Source organism: Larkinella sp., assembly GCF_965227735.1.
GTDB lineage: Bacteria > Bacteroidota > Bacteroidia > Cytophagales > Spirosomataceae > Larkinella.
The window spans coordinates 1257461-1279091 of sequence record NZ_OZ245776.1 but is presented as its reverse complement, the minus strand read 5'-3'; the positions used below and the strand labels follow the sequence as shown (position 1 = coordinate 1279091).

The following is a 21631-nucleotide window of genomic DNA, read 5'->3' as shown; positions in this document are numbered from 1 at the left end:
CGTTAATACCCTGAGTTTTGAATCAGATTTTTGTTCAGGTCCATTTCCCGTTGCGGAATCAGGTAGAGGGTGTGAAAATCCTGCACAGTCAGCCCTTTGCCGTTCATCACCGTCGTATACCGCCCCGTCCGGACCAGATCAAACCAGCGGTGGTTTTCAAACGCGAATTCGACCCGCCGTTCCTGTTCGATGGCCAACCGGAAACTGCTCTGGTTGGTGGCCGTCGTGGCTGCCAGTCCCGCCCGCTGGCGCACCAGATTCAGATTCGTCACGGCTTCGGGGTTGAAGCCCATTTCGTTGAGTGCTTCGGCGTACATCAGCAGCACATCGGCATAGCGGATGACGGGAAAGTCGATGTCCGAATCACCGGCGAGGGCACCGAATTGCACGTATTTACTGACATACCGCTGCGTCACCAGTTGCCCGGTGGCATCAAGATAGGAGGATTTCATCGAAAAGGACTTGCGGAGGTCGCCGGTCTCGTAAGCGTTTTCCATGTCTGCCGTCACATACCGCATGCTTCCACCCGTAATCCGTGCGCCTTCACTGGCCTGAACCGGCCCAAAATTGCTGCCCTGGCCCGTATTGCCAGATTTATACTGAACATTGAACAGGATTTCGGCATTGGTTGGGGTGGCAAAACTGAAGACATCGGCGTATTTGGGCAGCAACTGAAACCGCCCCGACGAAATCACCTCCTTGAGTTTGGTGGCGGCTTTGTCCCATTCTTTTCGGGTCAGATACACCTTGCCAAGCAGGGCTTTGGCCGCGCCCTGCGGTGCCCGCCCGACATCCGTTGAACCATAGGTGACGGGCAAAACCTGTTCGGCACTTTGCAAATCACTGATGATTAAGTTGTAAACCTCAGTGGCTGGGGTTCGGGTGAGGCTGCTGGCCCCGTCGGCGTCGGTGATTTCGGTTGTCACCAGCGGCACATCGCCATACAGGCGGACGAGGTTAAAATACAGCAACGCCCGCAGAAACTGGGCTTCTCCCCGGTACTGCGCTTTCAGGTTATCGGGAATGCCGGCGGTTTCGATCCGGCTCAGAATGGCGTTGGCGCGGCTGATGCCCCGATAATGATCGCGCCAGGCCGCGTAGATGATGTCGTTGAGCGAGGTGTAGGAATGATCGATGAACTGGAAGTTATCGACGTTGACAGCCTGCCGGGTCGTTACACCGTAATTGGCGTTATCGGTCGACACTTCGCCCATCCAGTATAAGGACGTGTTGTAGGTGCCACCCAGTTTGAGCGACGCATACGTTCCCACCACGGCATTGTTGAAATCGGCAGCGGTTTTGTAAAAATTAACCGTGTTGCGGTCGGTTTCGGGCGAAAGGGCCAGAAAATCATCCTGACAACCGGCCAGAATGAGCAGGCTGAACAGCGAAAGAAAAAGGCTTTTGGCTTTCATGAGGTCGGGTTTGGTCAGAAGGTGAGGCTTAAACCAAGGGTGAAGGTGCGGGCGGGCGGATAGCCGAGGTAGTCGATCCCGGCGGCCAGCATGTTGTCGCCGGAGTTACTGATTTCGGGGTCGTAGCCGGGGTATTTCGTAAACGTGAAGAGGTTGTTGCTCGTCAGGTAAACGCGGCCCGTTTGCATTCCCAGCCGTTTCGCCAGCCCTTGCGGCAGGTTGTAGTTCAGGGTCACGTTACGAACCCGCAGGTACGAACCGTCGAAATTGAAGAAGGAACTGTAGCGCAGGTTGTTGTTGAGGGCACCCCGGATGATGCGGGGTGATTTGCCGTCGCCCGGTTCGGTGGGTGATTTCCAGTAGTTGTCAATGACTTCACTGAGGTTGTTCTGCACCCCGTGATACCCGCGCACAAAAACCGCCCCGGCCCAGAACACGTCGCGGCCCTGAACGCCATTGAGCAGCACGCTCAGCGACCAGTTTTTGTAGGTGAACGTGTTGTTGAAACCGTAGAACGCCCGGGGTTGCGGGTTGCCGATGATGGTCCGGTCGGCGTCGGTGATGGTGCCGTTGCCATCCACATCCTTGTACATTAAATCTCCCAGCTTGGCTCCGTTCTGTTTGGCATGGGTCGAAAGCTGTTCCTGCGTCAGAAAAACACCTTCGGCAACATGGCCGAAGAAACTCCCGATGGGCTGGCCTACCTGCGTGATGCTGACATCTCCGCGTCCACCGTCGGAAAAGAGCTGTTCGCCCTCCGAACCGAGCCGCAGCACTTTATTCCGGTTGAAGGTCACGTTGAAACTGCTCGTCCACTGAAAATCCCGGGTGGCGACGGGTTTGCCGGACAGCGCCAGCTCAACGCCCTTGTTTTCCAGTTCACCAATGTTAACCCAGGCGGTGGTGTAGCCCGTAACGGCCGGAATGGCTTTGTTGAGCAGCATATCGGTATTCCGGCGGTTGTAATAGTCGCCCGTGAATTGGAGCCGGCTGTTGAAAAAGGCCAGATCCACGCCAATGTCGATTTGTTTGCTGGTTTCCCAGCCGAGTTGGTTGTTGGTGAAACTGCCCTGCGAAAGCCCCGGGACCTGGGTGTTGCCCAATACGTAGTTCGTGGCAGAAAGCAGGCCCAGATAGCGGTAATTTCCGATGGCGTTGTTGCCCGAAAACCCGTAGCCCGCCCGGATTTTAAAGTCGTCGAACAGGTTGAGGTTCTTGAGGAACGGTTCTTCCGACAACCGCCAGCCCGCCGAGAACGACGGAAACGTCCCCCAGCGGTTGGCCGATCCGAAGCGGGAGGAGCCGTCGGTCCGGATGGTGGCCGTCAGCAAATACCGGTCGTTGTATGAATAATTGACGCGGCCCAGGTAGGAGAGCAGCGACCATTGCCCGACGGTGTAACTCCCGCCCGTAATCTGCCCGCCGTTGATGTTTTCAAGCAGGTCGTCGGCAAAATTGGTGGCCGCCGTGGTGGTTGCTGTGGTCGTCGATTTTTGGATGGTAAACCCCGCCAGGGCGTCGAAGGAATGATTGCCAAAGCTGCGCCGGTAGTTGATCGTATTCTCATTCAGCCAGTTGACGTCCGAGGTGTTGACGATGCTGGACGTCGCGGGCGACAGCGAAGCACTCCCCGACAGCGTCGAAGGTTTGAAGGTATTGGTCGTATAATAATTAAAATCGGTCCCCACGCTAACCTTCAATTTCAAACCGGTGGCCAGTTCATATTCGCCAAAAACATTGCCGAGCATCCGGAACTGGGCATTGGTGCTTTTGTATTCATTGGCGGTTTTGAGCGGATTCGCAATCGCGCCCATGCCCACATTCGTCAGGTCGAAGGTGTTGCCATACGAACCATCTGGGTTGTAGACCGGAATCATTGGGGGCATGGAGAGTGCTTCGGCGACGATGTTGTAATCTCCGTAGTGACCGGTGGAGGGAACGTTGTCGGTACTCGTATACGTCGGAGCCAGATTCATGCTCACCTTGAGCCGTTTGGTCAGTTGTCCGTCGAGGTTCAGCCGGGCCGAATACCGCTCGAAACCGGAGCTGATCAGAATTCCTTTTTGGTTGAAATACCCGCCCGAGATCGCATACCGCAACTTTTCGGTGCCGCCGGTGGCCGAAACCTGGTAGTTCTGGATCGGAGCGGTGCGGAAAATGACGTCCTGCCAGTCGGTGTCGACCTTGGGGAGGTTGTTCAGATCCTGCCAGGCTTCGGGAATCCGGTACGACGCGGAGCGGACGCTGTTCGGGTCGGTGATTTTGGCATTGGGGCCGCCGTTGTCGAGCCAGCCGTTGTTGTGGCCTTCGATGACAAATTCGGCAAACTGCCGGGTATTCATCATTTTGAGCAGCCGGGCCGGTTCCTGGATGCCGACGTAGGCATCGACGGTGATCTGGGCCTGACCGGTTTTTCCGCGTTTGGTGGTGACGATGATGACGCCGTTGGAGCCCCGCGAACCGTAAATGGCGGTGGCCGATGCGTCTTTCAGGATTTCAATGGATTCGATATCGGCCGGGTTGATGGTGTTGAGCGGATTGCCGACTCCAGAGTTGTTGATCGGAAACCCATCGACCACAAACAGCGGTTCGACTCCACCGGAGACCGAGCCAATCCCCCGTACCAGAATGTTCGTGTTCCCGCCCGGCGCGCCCGAGGTGGTGGAAATCTGCAAACCCGGCACTTGCCCCTGCAACGCCTGATCGAGCCCGGAAACCGGGATGCGCTGGAGTTCTTTGGCCGAAATCGAAGCTACGGAGCCGGTCAGGTCTTTCTTTTGCTGGGTTCCGTAGCCAACCACGACGACTTCGCCCAGTTGCTTGGTGTCGGGCAACAGGACCATGTTGATGGTGGATCGGTTACCGACGGCCCTTTCTTCGGGCGTATAGCCTACGAATGAAAAAACCAGTACGGATTGGGTGGAGGTTGCTTTCAGGCTGTAGGTGCCATCCGTTTGGGTGGTTGTGCCGGAGGTGCTGCCTTTTTCGATGATCGTTACGCCGGGTAACGGCTGTCCATTTTCTTCGGTGACTTTACCCGAAATGGTCACTTGCGCCCATCCCAGGACAGGCCAGGTGCTTACTAAAAGCAACAAACCTATTTTTTTGAAGTAGAGTTTTAAGGATCTCATAATATTCAATAATATTGAATTATGATTAGGAATAATTTCGTTGCAAGGCTATATAATTTATCGGTTTTTTCAAAATTATTTCTGATATTTTACTATAAAATAGCTAAAAGAGCCTAATTTGGTAAATAAAGAAGGAGGTTTGTCATATCGCTTGCAATAGAAATAGAATCAACATTTTCTTTAAATTCATTTATATTGAATTTAAAGAAAATGTTTTAGTCAAGATTTGTGTAAAGCAGCCAGCAGGGTAAGGGGTGGATAACCCCGGATGCAGTCCGGGGCCAGGGAGAGATGTGGCTCCTGAATCGGTCTGAAAACCGGCTAGCGGTTTTTCATATCCGTTACCATTTGGTAGGAAAAGTAGCTGAGCAGCACCACAACCAGCCCAATTGCCAGCCAGATGAGCCAGGGGTTGGCGGTGAAAAATGAAGGAGAAGAACTGCTGGAAGCGCGAACCGACTCGGGTTGGTGGGCCTGAATCACCGGCGGATTAGGCGGTATTTTTGTCTTGAAATACACCAGATCGTAGTTCGGCGCACCCACGGCAGGATTGCCGAACGCCAGATGGTAGGATTTGCCCGGTTTCAGTTCCGCCAGCATTTCCGTGGTTACCTGCCGGGCCTTGATGCTACCCAGCGTCAGCGGAACATTATTTTGATTTTCGATGATCAGGAACAGGTCGCTCGTGGGCTGGTTTGGCAGCAGAACGGTGTGCAGGCTGTCCATCGAGTTGAGTTCGAAACTCCTCAAGGTTTCGAAAAAACGGTGTCGGCGATTCCTCTTCTTCTTTTGAATCCGGAACTGCCCCAACTCCGCGCTTCGGCGGTAGTGGTCCGGGGATTGTACGGAAATAATCAGTTTGTCCGGGCGCGATGGCGTCGGGAAGGTGATGTGGACGTAACTCTTGTGATCGGTGCTGTCATGTTGCGAAAACGAAATACCGGGAATATCGGAGTAACTACCCGCTTCGGCGGTTGTTGTATAATACCCGACTTCGAGAATATTCAACGGGGCGCTGAGGGAGTCGTTGATTTCCAGTTGGTAATATTCATAATCGCTCAGCGGAAAACCGAGGATTTTCGCTTCGGACGTCGCCCGGCTGTTGGAAACCGGTTCGAGCCAGTAGTTGTCTTCAATACCATACCACGTTTTGCCGTCGTTGCTGCCACTCAGCCGGGCTTTTTTGCGGAGGTTCGTATTTTTCAGGATCAGGCTCAGGGAATTGATCGGCGTTTTAGTGCCATTGCGCAAAACCAATTGGGTCGATACCGAAGTGGTGGTTTTGCGAACCAGCTCATATTCCCGGAATTGAACCTGCTCGCCGGGTTGCTGTTGCGTCAGCAGATACGGTATTTCCCGGTTTTTGTCATCATACAGCCGGATGTCGGTTTTGGCGGTATTCAGTCGCCCGACCACGACGGGGGGCAACAGAATCCGGTAATAACCGGGTTGCGTCACCGGAGGAATCCCCGCCCGAAAGTCGAAGGATTGCGTCCGGCCTATTCCACAGGTCAATATGAAAACCGTCGTCAGACTAAGCAGTCGGTTCATGCGTCGCATGGGCGTCGTCGATGAGGATTAACTTTCTGATTTTCTGGTACATGAACGATATGATCAGCAGCAGTACGCCCAGCGAGATAAAGGCCGCAATTTTTCCGCCTTCCGAAATGCCCTCGATGTCGTAAATAAACAACTTCAGGATGGTCAGCGCAAACAGGCTGAGCGACAGAATCCGGAGCTGGCGGTTTTTGCGATTCAATCCGATCCACATAAACACAAAGGCACAGACGCCCCAGAGAATCGGCAGGCCCACTTTGTTGGTCTGGATCAGCAGGTCATCGAAACGCACCAGTGCTGGCTGGCTGGCCAAACCACCGGTTTTTGATCCCGCAAAACTGAAATAAATGACGTGCGCAAACAATTCCGACGTGGCAACATACACGATAACATAGCCCAGAAACCAGGGCCAGATCCGCAGCAGAACCGGCGGCAGGGGCGTCAGCCGGGCTTTGTTCCGGTCGATGAGCCAGAGAATCGCGAGGGTAAAAAGCAGACTGACATAATGGACCGGGAAGCCAATCAGGTTCGGTTCGTCGCCTAAAAAATAATCGTTCAGCAGCGTCATCGTCGCCGGGCTGTAGGTCGACAGGTAGGCGATGAGGCCCAAGAGTCCGAGACCGACGGCGATCCAGAGCGAACCGCGTTTGCCGGAACGCTGGGCATTGAACAGCAAACCGGCCCCGAAAAACAGGTTGTAGCAACCGAGCAAAATGGTCTGATTGGGGCCAAACCCGATCCGCAGCGCCGACTGATAGTCCAGTTCGAACAACCCACTCAGGTAGAGCACCACGACCGTGATGAACCTCAGAAACCGGCGGTAACTTTCCACCTCCAGTTGACCAATCCAGAACCGGAAAGGGTCGGTCTGCGTGTTCAATAAGCGGTTGACACCGAGCAGGCCAACGATGGAAACCAGGCTGGTAATGAAGGCTTTGTTCAGAAGAATGGGCAGGGGCGAGGTCGAAACGCCACCGTACAGATCCTCCCAATCCATGCCCAGACTCACGAGCATCAGGCCCAACACCAGCACGGAAGCCGTCGAAACCAGCGTTAGACCGGATTTTTGGGCCAGCCACAACAGCAAGACGGCTTCCAGCGCCCAGAACATGGTGATGAAATTGCCTTCGAGTTGCACCGGAATTGCCAGACTCACGAACGTAATGACCAGACCGATCAGCAGGTAAATCAGCGTGCGGTCCACGGCCTCCCGGCGATAGAGGAAAACCGCCAGCCCGAAGTTGACGACGGCCAGTGCCACCGTAAACAAACCCTGGTAGTTTTGATGGCCGCTATGCAGCAGAATCACCATCCCGGCTGCGAAGAAGAAAGCCGTGCTGCTCAGCAACAAACTGATTTCCACGGCCGAAAACCGGGCTTTTTCCTTCAGATTGTTAATCAGATTCATCGCCATGAAAACCGCATAGAACAAGGCGGCAAAAACCAGTCCGCCGAAATAATGCGGTTTGTTTTCGAGAATGCTGTCGGACAGCCAGGCCCCGTAGAGCAGAACCGTGAACCCGTAGGCGACGATGTGCACCAGATTCCATTTCTTGAAATAGGCCAGCACGAGCATACCCACGTCCAGAATCAGAATGTAGGTCAACAAAACCACGTAGTTGCCCTCGCCGGAACTGACCATAAACGGCGTGGCAAAACCGCCGATCAGCGACACGACGGCCAGTTCGACGCGATCGTAGGAAATCGCCAGCAGGATGGAAAAACCGGTGATGACGACCATCAGCACAAAAGCCGTCGTCTGGTTGAAAATGTGGTAATCGTGAAAAGCAATGGCAATGGTGAAATACAGAACCGCCAGCCCCCCGCCGACCAGCACGGAACTGAAAGCGCCGAACGATTTCCGGAGCCGATGGGCGATGCCGATGAGCGCTCCACCCGCCAGCACACCGATGAATACGCGGCCAATCTCGTTGATCCACTCCTGATCGATGGCATATTTGACAAAATAGCCAATGCCCAACACCAGAATGCCGATCCCGATTTTGTTGATGAGGTTTTCGCCAATGAATTTTTCCAGATCGGGGTTGTCGCGCAGAAAGCGTTGAAAGAACGACAGTTGTGGTTCGGCCGGAACCGGTGGGGGCGGGGGCAAAACCGGAATGGACGGCTCGGCAATGTCTTTGGGAATCGGCGGAAGAAGGGTGCTTTCGATCCGAAAGGCCGGTTGTTCGACCGCGGGCGCTGGTTCCGGTTCGGGCGTCGGTATGGGCTCGGGCCGAATCGCTACGGGTGACGCCAGCGGTTCTACGACTTCGATAATCGCCCCCCGTTCGTCCAGTATCGTGGGCTTCACCGACTGGTCAGTTGACCCGACGACATTCCGGAAGGCGTTGAAATCGGCCCGCAATTGATTGATCTCATCACTTTGCCGTAGAATCAGTTGCTTGACGTCTGCAAACCGGCTGTAGGCAACCAGGATCAGGATAATGACAATAACCAGTAAGAACGCTTCCATAGGATGGTTTCGGTGGAGCTTATGTCGTCGTAATCAGTTTTTTAGGCGGTTGAGCGAAGGGTAAAAAGCGATTCCAATATACACGAAGTGATCGCCCTTGACAAACCTTTGCAACCTAAAGTTGGGGGATGTTGATGGCAACCGCCAGCGGTAACTGGTAAGTGGTCGGGTTTCGGAAACAACGCCCGCCCCCCGCCTACAGCTCACAGGATGCTTATCGGTGAAACCGCCCGGCTGATCGGGAAAAACCGGCTCCCGGTCGAATGGGCAAAAGGCGGGTTAAACGCAGCCCCCGATTGTGCTTCTAACCTTCAGTAACGAACAAATAAACAATTACGAACATGAAAAAGACCATCATTGCCCTCGCAACTGCAGCCCTGTTAAGTACCGGCGTTTCAATGGCTCAACGCACATACAACCCCAACGCAAACCGTAATCAGGCCCCCTATAGCAACACCAACCCCGGATCGCGTTACGACGATGTAAAGGAAGACATCAAGATCGACCGGCTGGACGCCATCGTCAACCTGTCGCGGAAACAGGAAAAGGAACTGAAACGCATCGAAGACCGCTACGATACCCGCGAAAACATCAGCCTGCAACGTCGCAATCCAAAGATGTACCAACGGATTCAGGCCCAAAAGCAGAATGAAATGCTGGATGTACTGAACAAATCGCAGCTTCAAAAATGGATTGCCTTTCAACAATCCAACCGATCCAATCGTGGTCCGGTATATGGCCGTCGTTAACCGCCCTGAGTATGATCTCAAACCCGCCTTCTCATTGCAGAAGGCGGGTTTTCTTTTTTGTGAGAAAAGTCAGTTCGGGAACCTTGAGCGGTGCCAATCTTTTCGGTAATTTGCCATATGACTATACCGCCACTGGATTTAATTCTTTTGTTGGGTACGGCGCAGGGGTTCATCCTGGCGGCTTTGTTGTGGCTTAATCCCAGAGGCATCCGGCTTTCAAACCGCCTGCTGGCGGTTTTGGTTGGGTTGCTGGCGTCGGCCAGTCTGGCGGTTGGGATTCCGATCGTGAATCCGTGGATCAATCTGTTTGTCGATTTTGTTCCGCTGATCATTATTATGCCGTTGGGGCCGCTGCTGTATTTTTACACCCGTTCATTGTTGGAACCCGACTTTCGGCTGGGCAAACGCGAACGGCGGCATTTTTGGCCGGTTGTTATCGACTTTGGGAGCAAATTGATGGCCTGGATTTTCCTCTTCGGCTTGTTGTTTGGCTTTTTTGAACACAGCGACAATCGGAAAGTGGGCGCTTTGATGGATGACTACGATAAATACGCTGATATTCCGCGCTGGATTTCCGTGAGTCTTTACGGGCTGGTGTCTTACCGCTGGCTGGCCCGGTTTCAGAAAATAAATGTCGACCTGACGACACAACAGTTGGCGAGCGTGCGCTGGCTGCGGCAGTTTCTCCTGGTTTTTGCGACTTTTCAAACGATCTGGTTTCTTCACCTGATTCCGTATATCCTTCCCCAAACCAGCAACGCCCTGCTGGATGCGTTTGGCTGGTATCCGCTCTATATTCCGATTGCCGTGATGATTTACTGGCTCGGATTGGGAGGCTATTTTCACGCCCGTCATGCGGTTTTGCCCGAACCCGTTCGGAAACCCAGCCCCGTGACCCTGCCCGACGAGTTGATTCAGGAAACGACGAATGGATTGGTCAAAGCGATGGAAACCGCCCAGCTTTACCTCGACCCGGAACTGACCGTCGAGAAAGTCGGGCGGCATTTAGGGCTTCCGGCCAAAACGGTTTCGGCGGTTTTGAACCAACACCTCGGCAAGAGCTTCAACACGTTCGTCAATGCATACCGGGTGGAGGAGGTCAAACGGCGGCTGAACGATGCGGCCAGTGCCAACCTGACGCTGACCGGTATTGCCTTCGAATGCGGTTTCAATTCCCAGGCCACATTCCAGCGGACGTTCAAACAGATGACCGGGCATTCGCCGAAAGAATATTTGAACCGGCAGATGGTGTAAAGACAAAAACACCTCGAAGAGATAGGATCATGATCCCGCCGAATGACCACACCCGGCGACAGCCCGCCCTACAAAACACCCTGAAAGGGTGAAATCATTAGCCCACGGTTTTTCCGTGGACATCAAATGACCACACCCGGCGAGGGCCCGATCGACAAAACACCCTTTCAGGGTGGTGTATACTGCCTGTTCAAGGAATATTACCTCTCAAATCCGGATTTGAGCAGACTGCGATCTTGCCTTTGGCTTGTTTTGATGCAAACAACAAGCCAAATGAAGTATTCAGCAAATTTCCTCCTATTGTCTATTTTCGGATTCTTTTTTACCCTTTTGACACCAATTGCCAATGCCCAGCCCGGTTATTTGACGCTTTCCGGGAAAGTCATCAATCAGGAGAACGGCGAACCCATTCCGTTTGCGGGGATTTCGGTGAAGGGGCGGAGCATCGGTACGGTTTCCAACGTCGTCGGGGCTTTTTTGCTGAAGGTGCCGAATGCGTTTGTCAGTGACAGCCTGAAAGTTTCCAGTGTAGGCTATCAATCCTTTACGCAACCGATTGTACTGGCAAAAAATCAGAATCTGGTCATCCGGTTAAAGGCGGCTGCCATTACGCTGGATGAAGTACGGGTGCAAGCCCGGCAGAAAACCGCCGTCGATATGTTGCGGGAAGCGATTGCCGCCATCCCGCGCAATTACGACACGACCTCGGTGCAACTGACCGCTTTCTACCGGGAAGACGCCCGGTTTGACAACGACCCAATGACGTTCAACGAAGCCGTATTGTCGGTTTACAAAGCGGCTTATAACCAGTCAGAGCAGAAAGATCAGATGAAGTTGCTAAAAGGCCGCAAAAAGAATTACAAATTAACCCGATATAACCTGCCGCCCATTGTCAACCTGAGCAACGGCGCCCGAAACTCGCTGATGGCCGATTTTATCAAGCAGCCTTACCACAAAAACAGCCTGATGAACGAGCGGAATTTCAAAAATTATGATTTCAAACTCAGTATGCTGACGGGTGACCGACCGACGTACGTTATCGACTTTGGGCCGGGAAAGCGGAAGCGGAAATCATACGGAACGGGTAAATTTTACATTGATGCGGAGACCCTGGCGTTTATTCGGTGCGAACTGCAAATCAGCCAGGCTGGGCTGGACAAGGAAAACAGCAACGACTGGCTGATGAAAAAAATAGCGTCTGTTGTGTATAAACAGAGTCTTGAAATGTCTGATTTTAAAGAAGTTATAACGTATACGTCGAATGGCGGTAAATGGCACCTGAACAATGTCGAACGACGCTACGAAGCCCGGATTAACAGCTCATCCCGGAAAATCGTCGATAAAATCTGGAAAGTCGCCACCAGTTTTACGGTCACGGATGTGGTGGCAAAAGGCATTGCTCCTTTTGCCGAAGGTGACATCGCTGATAACCGCAACTCGATGAACACGCTGATCGGTGAACAAAATGACCCGAATTTCTGGGAAAACTACAACATTCAAAAGGCGGCTTCGGTCGATTCGGTTTTGGAGAACATCCCGGTTGTTCCGGTTACCAAACCGTCGAACGCGTTGAAAAACCAGGTGGGAAACCGGCAGAACGGTTTTAACCGGGCCGATACCCTGCGCGGCAAACTCACGCCTTTGCGCAGCAATTACGACGTGACGTTCTACGATCTGGCTGTCAAGGTAGATATTGAAAATAAGGCGATTAGCGGCAAAAACCGGATGCGGTTTAAGGTGCTGAATCCGTTGGACAAACTGCAGGTCGATCTATACGCCAACATGCAGATTCACCAGATTTCGTACGCCGGAAAACCGTTAACCTACACCCGGGAATACGATGCGGTTTATGTGCAGTTTACTGAAACACTAAGGCCGGGCAGTGAACATGAACTGGAAATTGCGTATTCGGGTACACCCCAGGTTCCGGATTTTTCGGTGCCGATGATGGGCGGTTTTTTGTGGGACAAAGACCAGGCAGGTAATCCGTGGGTGCAGGTGGTTTGTCAGGGTTCGGGTGCCAGTTTGTGGTGGCCCAACAAAGATCACCTCTCCGACGAACCCGACAGTATGCGCATCAGCGTGACCGTGCCGGGCGATCTGATGAATATCTCAAACGGTCGTTTGCTGCAAATAACCGCCTTGCCCGGCAACCAGACGCAATATGACTGGTACGTGAGTTATCCGATCAATAACTACAATGTGACGCTCAACATCGGGAAATATGCTCACCGACGCGAAACCTACGGGCCGGATTCGCTGACGCTGGATTACTATTGCATGCCCTACAACCAGGCGAAATTCCGCTGGGTTTTCGATGGCGTTAAACCGATGCTGGCGACGTTGGAAAAACACTACGGCCCGTATCCGTTTCCGCGCGACGGGTTTACATTGATGGAATCGCTCTATCCGATGGAACACCAGAGCGCGGTTTCGTTTGGGAAATTACCCGCTGAACGCGCCGATTCGCTGACACTGGCGGATTCCCTGCGAATCATGCAATTGGCCTGGCACGAAGTGTCGCACGAATGGTGGGGCAACAACGTGAGTTGCCGCGATCTGGCCGATATGTGGATTAACGAAGCCTTTGCCACCTATTCGGAAGGCTTTTACCTGGACTCGGCGGTTCCGGAAGACGGCGAGTTGGGCTACATCGCAACACTGCCACCGCAGGTCATTGGCAAAGAGCCGATCATCGGCGTTCGGGATGTGAATCACATTCATTACGACATTGGTGATATGTATTCCAAAGGCAGCCTGGTGTTGTATACGTTTCGGCACATGCTCAACAACGACCAACTTTGGGCTGCGATTTTGAAAGGAATCCAGCAACGGTTTCGGTTACAAACCGTGACGACCCAGGATGTGGTCGGGTATATCAACGAAAAAACGGGGGCGGATTACAGCTGGTTTTTTGATCAGTACCTGAAGTATACGACCATTCCCACGCTGGAGATTCAATTGACGGAAAAGGAGCAGGCTTTAGTCGTGCGGTATCGCTGGAAAGCCGATGTTCCCAACTTCCGGATGCCCATTCGGGTGACTAAAAGAGAAAACCACTACGATTTCATCACGCCCACGACCGTCTGGCAAACGATGATGCTCCCCAAACTGACCGCTGATGACTTTGACGTCGACGATACCCGGTTTTACGTAAAAGTCGTGGAATTGGCGTCCGATCACCCCGTCAGCGGTCGCAGACCCTGACAGCGGTGAAAGGATGCCAACGACCGCTGACGGGAAGTGAGCATCGAATCCCTTCACCGCTGTCAGGGTCTGCGACCGCTGACAGGGTGATCGGATTGAAAGGCTATCATTTGACCACAAACTCCGAATCCTTGACGCCGTCGTTGATTTTAACTTTATCAACCGTCATCTGCATTTGAAACTGCCCGTTTCCCTGCACCAGCATGGTGGGGTATTTCAGCCCTTTAAAGTCTTTGTAGTCAAGGTATTGGGTGGTTTGCTGCATCTCTCCGCGCGGTGACTTTTGGATCGATTCCGCCTGGGTTTTCAGACCGGATGCTACGTCATAGTAATCCGTCCACAAAACCGTTCCGTCGGCCGCCGAATGCCGGACTTTATAGGCCTCTTTTCCGCCCACTTTCTGGGTTCCTTCAACGGTGCTTTTCACGCCTAATTCCGCAAAATGTAGTTCCGGGCAGAGCGCGCTCTGGATGATGATTGGCTGGGCGTCTTTGCCTTCCAGTACCTGGCCATTTCCGCGCATCCCGCCCATCGCCACTTTGGTGCCGTCGCTGGTCATCTTGAACACTTCCATACCGCCGGCAATCATCACCCGGGAAAACTTGTTAGGCGCTTTTTGTTTGAACGTGATTACCATTGGGTTGCCCTGCATTTCCGTCGACAATTCAACGACGAGGTTGTCGATTTTGGATAGGAAATCCTTGCCACCCACGGCCGTCAGATAATTCGCAATAATTTCATCGGCGGTGGGTGTGGTTTGGGCTGTGGCCCAAAAGGAGAGGGAAGGCAGCAGGAGGAAGGTGAGGATTGCTTTTTTCATGATTTCATCGAGAAGGTTTGGCGTCAAAACTAACGGAAAAAAGCAGATATTCAAGCAGAAATACAGTCATGGATGCGGGTCTTTAAACTTCAGAAGGGCGATGGGCGTTAGGGATACACAACAAAACCCAATTTATGGCTACTTACCAACTTCTTCACGACTGGACCGTGACCCCCGCCGAAGCCGTCGCCCTGCAACAACAACTGCGGCACGAAATCCGGATTCAACCGCTGACCAAACCGGTAGAGACCATTGCCGGTTGTGATATTTCCTTTAACAAATTCGAGGAGACGGTGTATGCGGGCATCGTCGTCATGCGACTCGATACGCTGGAAGTGGTTGAAGAAGTGGGCGTGATCAGTTCGGCGACGTTTCCCTACATTCCCGGATTGCTGTCGTTTCGGGAAATACCGTCGCTGCTCGAAGCCTGGTCGAAACTGAAAACTGAGCCCGACGTCGTGATGTTCGACGGGCAGGGCATCGCCCACCCGCGCCGGATTGGCATTGCCTCGCACGGCGGTTTGTTTCTCAACCGCCCCACGTTCGGCTGTGCCAAGTCGGTGTTAGTTGGTCGATACGACGAACCAGCGCCGGAGCGGGGGGCGTGGTCACCGATGAAACACTACGGCGAAACCATCGGGGCGGCTTTGCGAACCAAAAACAAGGTCAATCCGGTCTACGTGTCGCCCGGTCATTTGATCGATCTGGAAACCGCCATCGCGTTGACGTTGCAGTGTGACGGCGCCCGGCGGGGCTATGGCTATCGGATCCCCGAACCCACCCGCCTGACGCACAACCTCGTCAACGCCCTGCGACGCGGGGAGCGAAATCCGGATTGATCATGTCTGCGTGAATGGTTTCAGGAGTCCGCTGCCGGGCCGTTGGATAACAACCCGGTTTGCAAATCCAATCATCCAGACTCCATTTTCGACACTTCAGCGACCCCATCTTTCGGTTCAGCGAATTTCGTAGCATATTCACGGAACAATGGAGAAACTGAACGACAGATGGCTTCGTCTGCTCGGCATCCTGGTGGTGGCGGTGGTCGCTACGTTTGTTTTTTATCAGCCGGACAATGGTCCCGAAGACATCACCTGGTTCCAGGCCCTGTTCATTAGTCTGATCGAGTGGACGGTTTTGCTCGAAGTAAACCGGCAGGGAATTCTGCTGGCCCGCCGAAAATTTCCCCGACTTAACCAGACCACGAACCGGATTCTGCTGGAACTGAGCTGGTTTGTAGGCGCTACGATTATTCAGCGGGTAACGGTGACGTATATTTACGACGTAACCCAATTCTGGGGCTATCCCTTGCCGGGTGGAACCTACTTGGTGACGACCCTCGTCTCGTTTTTATTCACCTTGCCCATTGCCGCTATTTATGAGGGGCAACACCTCTACCGCCAGTGGTGGACGACCTATTACGAAGCCGAGCAACTCAAAAAAGAAAACCTGCAAAGCCAGCTCGATTCGCTCAAGGCGCAGATCAATCCGCATTTTCTATTCAACAGCCTCAGTACGCTGTCGTCGCTGGTGACCGAAGATACCAAACAAGCCGAGCGGTTTATTGAAGAACTGGCGTCGGTGTATCGCTATGTGCTGCAGACCAACGAGCAACTGCTGACGAGCTTAGACCATGAATTAACCTTTATCCGGGCGTATTTCAATTTGCTTCAAATGCGCTTTGGACGAAGTGTGGAGCTTGAAATAACCGTCGATAAGCGGTACGATGATTTTCTGGTGCCACCGCTGACGCTGCAACTGCTGGTGGAGAACGCCGTGAAGCACAATGTTGCGTTGCCCACCAAACCGCTGCTGATCCGGATTTATACCGATGAAGCCCAGAACCTGTTTGTAGTCAATAGTTTACAGAAGAAACAGAATGTAATTCCCTCAAACCGTACCGGACTGTCGAACATCACCACCAAATACCGGCTGCTGAAACAACCGGAGGTGGTGGTTCGTCAAACCGGCGACTGTTTTCAGGTGATGATTCCATTGATTGAAGTGACTGCCTATGACTATTCTCATCGTTGAGGACGAAGAAGCCACCGCCCGCAAACTCCGTCGGCTGGTGCTGGAAGTTGAACCCGACGCGACCGTTGCCGGCATCACGGTCAGCGTGGACGAGTCGGTGGAATGGCTGCAAACCCACCCCAAACCAGATCTGATTCTGATGGATATTGAACTGGCCGACGGCCAGAGTTTCGAAATCTTTCACCGGGTGTCGGTGACGAGTCCGGTTATTTTTGTGACGGCCTACGACGAATACGCCATTAAAGCCTTCAAAGTCAACAGCATCGATTACCTGCTGAAGCCGGTCAAAGAAGACGATCTGCGGTCTGCCCTGATGAAACTGCGAAGGATGAAAGAGGCTTTTCTTGAACAGCCTGACGGTCTGAAAACGTCGCTGGCGACGCTGCTGCGGAAGTTGGCGGACTCTCCGTCTACGGAAGAGCGGACTGCATCAGCCGAACCCGCGTATCGCGACCGGTTTTTGGTCAAGCAGGGCCAACGGCTTTTTTCGGTTCCCCTGTCGGATGTGGCCTACATTTTCACCCGCAACAAGTTGTCGTTTCTCAAAACCCGCGACGAACACGAATGGATGATCGATTATACGATGGATGAACTCTCGACCCTGCTCGACCCCAACCGGTTTTTTCGGCTGAACCGCCAGGTCATTGCCGAACTTCGGGCCATCGACAAAGTGAATCTCTATTTTAACGGGAAACTCAAAGTGACCCTGCGCCCGGTTTTTGAAGAAGAAGTGATCGTCAGCCGGGAAAAAGCCGGGGAGTTCCGGGTTTGGTTAGGGGAGTGAAATCCGACGTTTCGGAGGCAAAACTCAACAATTCGGTGGATACAGCGTTGGGTTAGCGGTTTATTACAGGCAGTTTTGTGTCGTTAAAGCGAACAACAAATACGATGAAAACCAGCTTGCTACTCATTTTAGTCTTCCTTGTTCAGTGTTCAGTGGCGATGGCCCAAACGCTGACGCCGGAACAACTACGAACCGACTTCATCCGCTTCCAAACGGCCCTGAATGAAGCCCATCCGGCCCCGTACCAATACACACCGAAAGCTACTTTCGACTCCCTTTTTACGGCTACGGAAGCCCTGTTAAATCGTCCGATGACGCAGCAGGCGTTTTACAAAACGATGCTTCCGCTGCTGGTGGCGCTGAAAGATGGCCACGTCAAATGGATTCCGGCAGGGCAGGATGAACATTATCCGTTTCATACCGGTAAGCTGTTTCCATTAAAACTGTATGTGGTGGAAAACAGAGCCTGGGTCGTTGGAAATTATGGGGCCGAAACCATTCCGAACGGGGCTGAACTGACCCGAATCAATGGGAAAGACGTCGCGGACATTATTCAGGAACTGTTGCCCAATATGACCTTTGCGGATGGCCATACCGTTAACGGGAAGTACGAAGACCTGAATCAGTTTTTTGCTGGTTATTATGCGACTTTTATTGCCGCACCGGATGTGCATGAGGTTCAGTATAGGGCTGAAAATGAGGTAAAAACGATATCATTTTCGTCCGTAACGCTTGCCCGGATTAAAGCTTATAACGAAAAACACAAACCCGCCAAACAACGGCCTTTTCGGCTGGCATTGATCGATAAGGGGACGACGGCCGTGATGACGATCGAGCGTTTTTGGGACGACAAAAAAGAGCAGGACTACCGGGCGTTTCTAAAAGAATCGTTCCGGGAACTGAAAGAAAAGCAAGTGCAGAATCTGGTGCTCGATTTGCGAAACAACGAAGGCGGAGACGAGAAATACGGCGTTACACTGTACCAATACCTGGCCAAAAAACCGTTCCGCTATTACGATCACATCCGCGTTCGGCAAAAGAAAAGTTACTCGTTTTCGGCTTGGACGCCAGCGATTTACCGGAAATTCAAATGGCTTGTCGTCCGGAAGCGGGGCGATGGGTATTTCTTTACCAAACAGCCCGGTTTGAAAATCCAGAAGCCGAAGCGCGATGCTTTTCAAGGCAAGCTGCTGGTGCTGGTCAATGGCTTGAGCTTTTCGGTAACCTCGGAGTTGGCGGCCCGGATGCACGCCGACCAACGAGCGGTTTTTGTCGGACAGGAAACCGGGGGCGGCTACGCGGGCGACAACAGCGGGATTTTTACTGTCACCCAACTTCCAAATTCCAAAATTGATCTCGGCATCGGCATGTTTGGCTTCCGCATGGCAAATCTTCCGAACAACCTCAAACCCGGACAGGGAATCATCCCGGATCACACCGTCGTACCGACCGTCGATGATGTGTTAACGGACAACGACCGGGCGATGAAGCAGGCTCTCGAACTCCTTCAGAACACGTCCGCACCCGCTACCAGGATCATCAGTACCCATTAATTCAAAACAAATATGACCGACTTATGAAAATCATGCTGCTGTTTTGAGTTGTTACACAGAGTTGATCAGAGGTAATCAGAGTCACACAGAGTATTTTTTTCTCTGATTAACTCTGATTACCTCTGATCAACTCTGTGTAACAACTCAAAATCAATAACTCGTATCCTCCAGTTTCACTTTTCCCCGAAACGTCCAGAAAACGAAAACCGTATAGGTCAGCACGAGGGGCATACCGATGACGGCAAAGAGCAGCATCGTCCGCAAAGAACTGTCCGTCGAAGCCGCTTCGTAAATGCTGATGTTGCCCCGCATGTCATAATTGGAAAGCACCAGATTGGGATACAATCCCGACGCAAACAGCACCAAAAGCAGGGCCGTGGTGACGGCCGACGAAATGAACCCCCGCAAATACCGCCGTTTTTCGATCATCCGGCGCATGTTCAGCACGATCAGCACCGCACTGACCGGCAAGGCGAACAAAATGGGGTATTTGTGAAAAATGGCGGCCATGTGCGGTACGTAAATCAGCGTGGCCATGGATGCCGTGATGAAGCAGAGTATGAAAAATTTACTGGTTTGATTGATCAGTATCGTCATTTTGGCGTAGAGTCGGTCTTCGGTTTTCATGGCGAGGTACATGGCCCCGTGCAGCATGAACAGCGACAAAACCGTCACCGAAATCAGTAGGGCGTAGGGGTTGAAGAAGTCCCGCAGGCGTCCGACAAACTGGTGGTCTTTGTCGAGCGGAATGCCCTGAATCAGGTTGCCGAGAATCAGGCCGAACAGCAAGGCGATGGTGCTGCTCGACAGACAATAGCACACATCCCACAGCGCGCGCCACCATGTCATTTCTTCCTTGCTCCGAAATTCAATCGAAATGGCGCGGAAAATAATGGCGACCAGCAGCAGGATAAACGGCAGGTAAAAAACCGACAGGAGCGTTCCATACACCAGCGGAAAAGCCGCAAACAAAGCCCCTGCGCCAATCACGAGCCAGACTTCGTTGCCATCCCAGACCGGGCCGATGGCGTTCAAAGCAACCCGGCGGCTTTGTTCTTTCCGAAAAAACAGGTGCAACGCCCCTGCACCCAGATCGAAACCGTCGAGAATACCGTACCCGCTGATGAGCGCACCGATCAGCAAAAACCACCAGGTGGGAAGGTCGAGACCGAGGATTGTGTCCATATGCAATGAGTGATCAGTTTAATTGTGAATGAGCGAATGAGTGATTGAGTGAATAATGTGCTGAGAATCTGGCCCATCTATTCACTCAATCACTCATTCGCTCATTCACAATTGATATTCCGTGCTGGATTTTCTTGTTCAGGAGGTAAATGAACAGCACGAACAGGATGACGTAAACCAGCGTGAACAGGATGAGCGAAATCAGGACGTGCTCGGCTTTGACGGCTTGCGAAAGCGCGTCGGAGGTTCGGAGCAGCCCATAAACCACCCACGGTTGTCGGCCGACTTCGGCGGTGTACCAGCCCACCTGGTTGGCAATCTGGGGCAGCATAACCGAGCCGACGAAAATGCCCATCAGCCAGCGGTTCTGGAATAGTTTTTTTCGGTAGAGCAGAAAGATCGCCAGCCAGCACAACCCGATCAGCGTCATGCCAATGGCGACCATCAGGTGGTAGGTCTGGAATACAAAGTTGATGGCACCCGGGCGGTTTTCGGGTTTGAAACTGTTCAGACCGGGAATGGGCTTTTTGAAATCCTGGTGAACCAGAAACGACAAACCGCCCGGGATTTTCAGCCCGGTCACGGTTTGTTTTTTGGCATCGACCCAACCCAGCAGGTACATATCGGCGGGGGCGGTTTCAAAATGCCCTTCGACCGCGGCCAGTTTGGCCGGCTGGTATTTCGTGATCACTTCTGCCGATTTGTGACCCGTAAACAATTGCCCCAGCGACGACACGGCGGCCACCCACAACGCAATCGTGAAGGCTTTTTGGGAGTGAACCAAATATTTGCGTTTCAGAATATACCACGCACTGACGCTCAACACCAGAAATGACCCGGCCAGAAAAGCACCGATCAGGACGTGCGAATACCGTTCGACGGACGACGGATTGAAGACCATCTCCCAGAAATCGGTCACCACGGCGCGGGCTTTCAGGCCTTCGCCTTCGATGCGGTAGCCCGTCGGTGTTTGCTGCCAGGAGTTGGCGACCACAATCCAGAGAGCCGAAAACATGGAGCCCAGCGCTACCAAAACCGTCGACAGAAAGTGAACGCGCGGGCTGACGCGATTCCAGCCAAATATTAAAATCCCCAGAAAAGCCGATTCGAGGGCGAATGCAAAAATGCCCTCAGCGGCCAGGGCACTGCCAAAAATGTCGCCGACATACCGGGAGTAGACCGCCCAGTTGGTGCCGAATTCGAACTCCATCACAATGCCGGTGGCAACACCGATGCCGAAAATGAGTGCGAAAATCCGGACCCAAAACCGGGTCAGTTCTTCATACACCTTGTCTTTGGTCTTCAAATACAGGCCTTCCATGAAAACGAGGCACACGCCAAGACCGATGCTCAGGGGCGGATAAATGTAATGGAAAGCAATCGTGAAGGCGAACTGGATGCGGGAAAGAATTTCAACATGGTCCATAGCCGGTGGAGATGGGAATGGGGGCAAGTTACTACGGAAC

Annotated in this window: 14 protein-coding genes; 7 read left to right on the top strand and 7 right to left on the bottom strand. The window is 52.9% G+C overall.

The genetic code is table 11. The features are described from left to right. Positions 1–2 precede the first annotated feature (2 nt). The 4 genes from ACO064_RS05075 to ACO064_RS05060 form a co-directional block, all read right to left on the bottom strand. Positions 3–1415, bottom strand: a complete 1413-nt coding sequence (locus ACO064_RS05075) for a RagB/SusD family nutrient uptake outer membrane protein (RefSeq protein ID WP_421826312.1) — start codon at positions 1413–1415, stop codon at positions 3–5. A gap of 14 nt (positions 1416–1429) precedes the next feature. Further along, a complete protein-coding gene (locus tag ACO064_RS05070) occupies positions 1430–4546 on the bottom strand; it encodes a SusC/RagA family TonB-linked outer membrane protein (RefSeq protein WP_421826311.1) in 3117 nt (1038 codons plus the stop codon). 321 nt (positions 4547–4867) lie between these two features. Beyond that, positions 4868–6097 (bottom strand): hypothetical protein, encoded by a 1230-nt coding sequence (locus tag ACO064_RS05065; RefSeq protein ID WP_421826310.1) that lies wholly within the window; start codon positions 6095–6097, stop codon positions 4868–4870. Then, a complete protein-coding gene (locus ACO064_RS05060; protein WP_421826309.1) occupies positions 6081–8579 on the bottom strand; it encodes a DUF2339 domain-containing protein in 2499 nt (832 codons plus the stop codon). The genes ACO064_RS05065 and ACO064_RS05060 overlap by 17 nt, the downstream gene beginning before the upstream one ends. A 341-nt stretch (positions 8580–8920) precedes the next feature. Between ACO064_RS05060 and ACO064_RS05055 the strand changes: the two genes are divergently transcribed. The 3 genes from ACO064_RS05055 (at position 8921) to ACO064_RS05045 (ending at position 13789) form a co-directional block, all read left to right on the top strand. Further along, positions 8921–9328: a hypothetical protein gene (locus ACO064_RS05055; protein WP_421826308.1), complete on the top strand. Its 408-nt coding sequence runs from the start codon at positions 8921–8923 to the stop codon at positions 9326–9328. A gap of 117 nt (positions 9329–9445) precedes the next feature. Further along, positions 9446–10582: a helix-turn-helix domain-containing protein gene (locus tag ACO064_RS05050; protein WP_421826307.1), complete on the top strand. Its 1137-nt coding sequence runs from the start codon at positions 9446–9448 to the stop codon at positions 10580–10582. A 273-nt stretch (positions 10583–10855) separates the two neighbouring features. Further along, on the top strand, positions 10856–13789 hold the full coding sequence (locus ACO064_RS05045; protein ID WP_421826306.1) for a carboxypeptidase-like regulatory domain-containing protein: 2934 nt from the start codon (positions 10856–10858) through the stop codon (positions 13787–13789). A 106-nt stretch (positions 13790–13895) separates the two neighbouring features. Here ACO064_RS05045 and ACO064_RS05040 read toward each other — a convergent pair whose 3' ends face one another. Continuing rightward, positions 13896–14609 carry a hypothetical protein gene (locus tag ACO064_RS05040; RefSeq protein WP_421826305.1) on the bottom strand — a complete coding sequence of 238 codons (714 nt, stop codon included), beginning with the start codon at positions 14607–14609 and terminating at the stop codon, positions 13896–13898. Between the two features lie 134 nt (positions 14610–14743). Between ACO064_RS05040 and nfi the strand changes: the two genes are divergently transcribed. From nfi to ACO064_RS05020, 4 genes are all read left to right on the top strand, one after another. Beyond that, a complete protein-coding gene (gene nfi / locus ACO064_RS05035) occupies positions 14744–15448 on the top strand; it encodes a deoxyribonuclease V (protein WP_421826304.1) in 705 nt (234 codons plus the stop codon). Positions 15449–15596: 148 nt separating this feature from the next. Beyond that, positions 15597–16643 (top strand): sensor histidine kinase, encoded by a 1047-nt coding sequence (locus ACO064_RS05030; protein WP_421826303.1) that lies wholly within the window; start codon positions 15597–15599, stop codon positions 16641–16643. Continuing rightward, positions 16624–17427: a LytR/AlgR family response regulator transcription factor gene (locus tag ACO064_RS05025; RefSeq protein WP_421826302.1), complete on the top strand. Its 804-nt coding sequence runs from the start codon at positions 16624–16626 to the stop codon at positions 17425–17427. The genes ACO064_RS05030 and ACO064_RS05025 overlap by 20 nt, the downstream gene beginning before the upstream one ends. 116 nt (positions 17428–17543) lie before the next feature. Next, positions 17544–18980: a S41 family peptidase gene (locus ACO064_RS05020; RefSeq protein WP_421826301.1), complete on the top strand. Its 1437-nt coding sequence runs from the start codon at positions 17544–17546 to the stop codon at positions 18978–18980. 150 nt (positions 18981–19130) lie between these two features. On the opposite strand, the gene cydB is transcribed toward ACO064_RS05020, so the two are convergent. Both cydB and ACO064_RS05010 read right to left on the bottom strand, forming a co-directional pair. Continuing rightward, positions 19131–20165: a cytochrome d ubiquinol oxidase subunit II gene (gene cydB, locus ACO064_RS05015; protein WP_421826300.1), complete on the bottom strand. Its 1035-nt coding sequence runs from the start codon at positions 20163–20165 to the stop codon at positions 19131–19133. Between the two features lie 85 nt (positions 20166–20250). Further along, entirely contained in the window at positions 20251–21591 is a 1341-nt protein-coding gene (locus tag ACO064_RS05010; RefSeq protein WP_421826299.1) for a cytochrome ubiquinol oxidase subunit I, read from the bottom strand. Positions 21592–21631 lie beyond the last annotated feature (40 nt).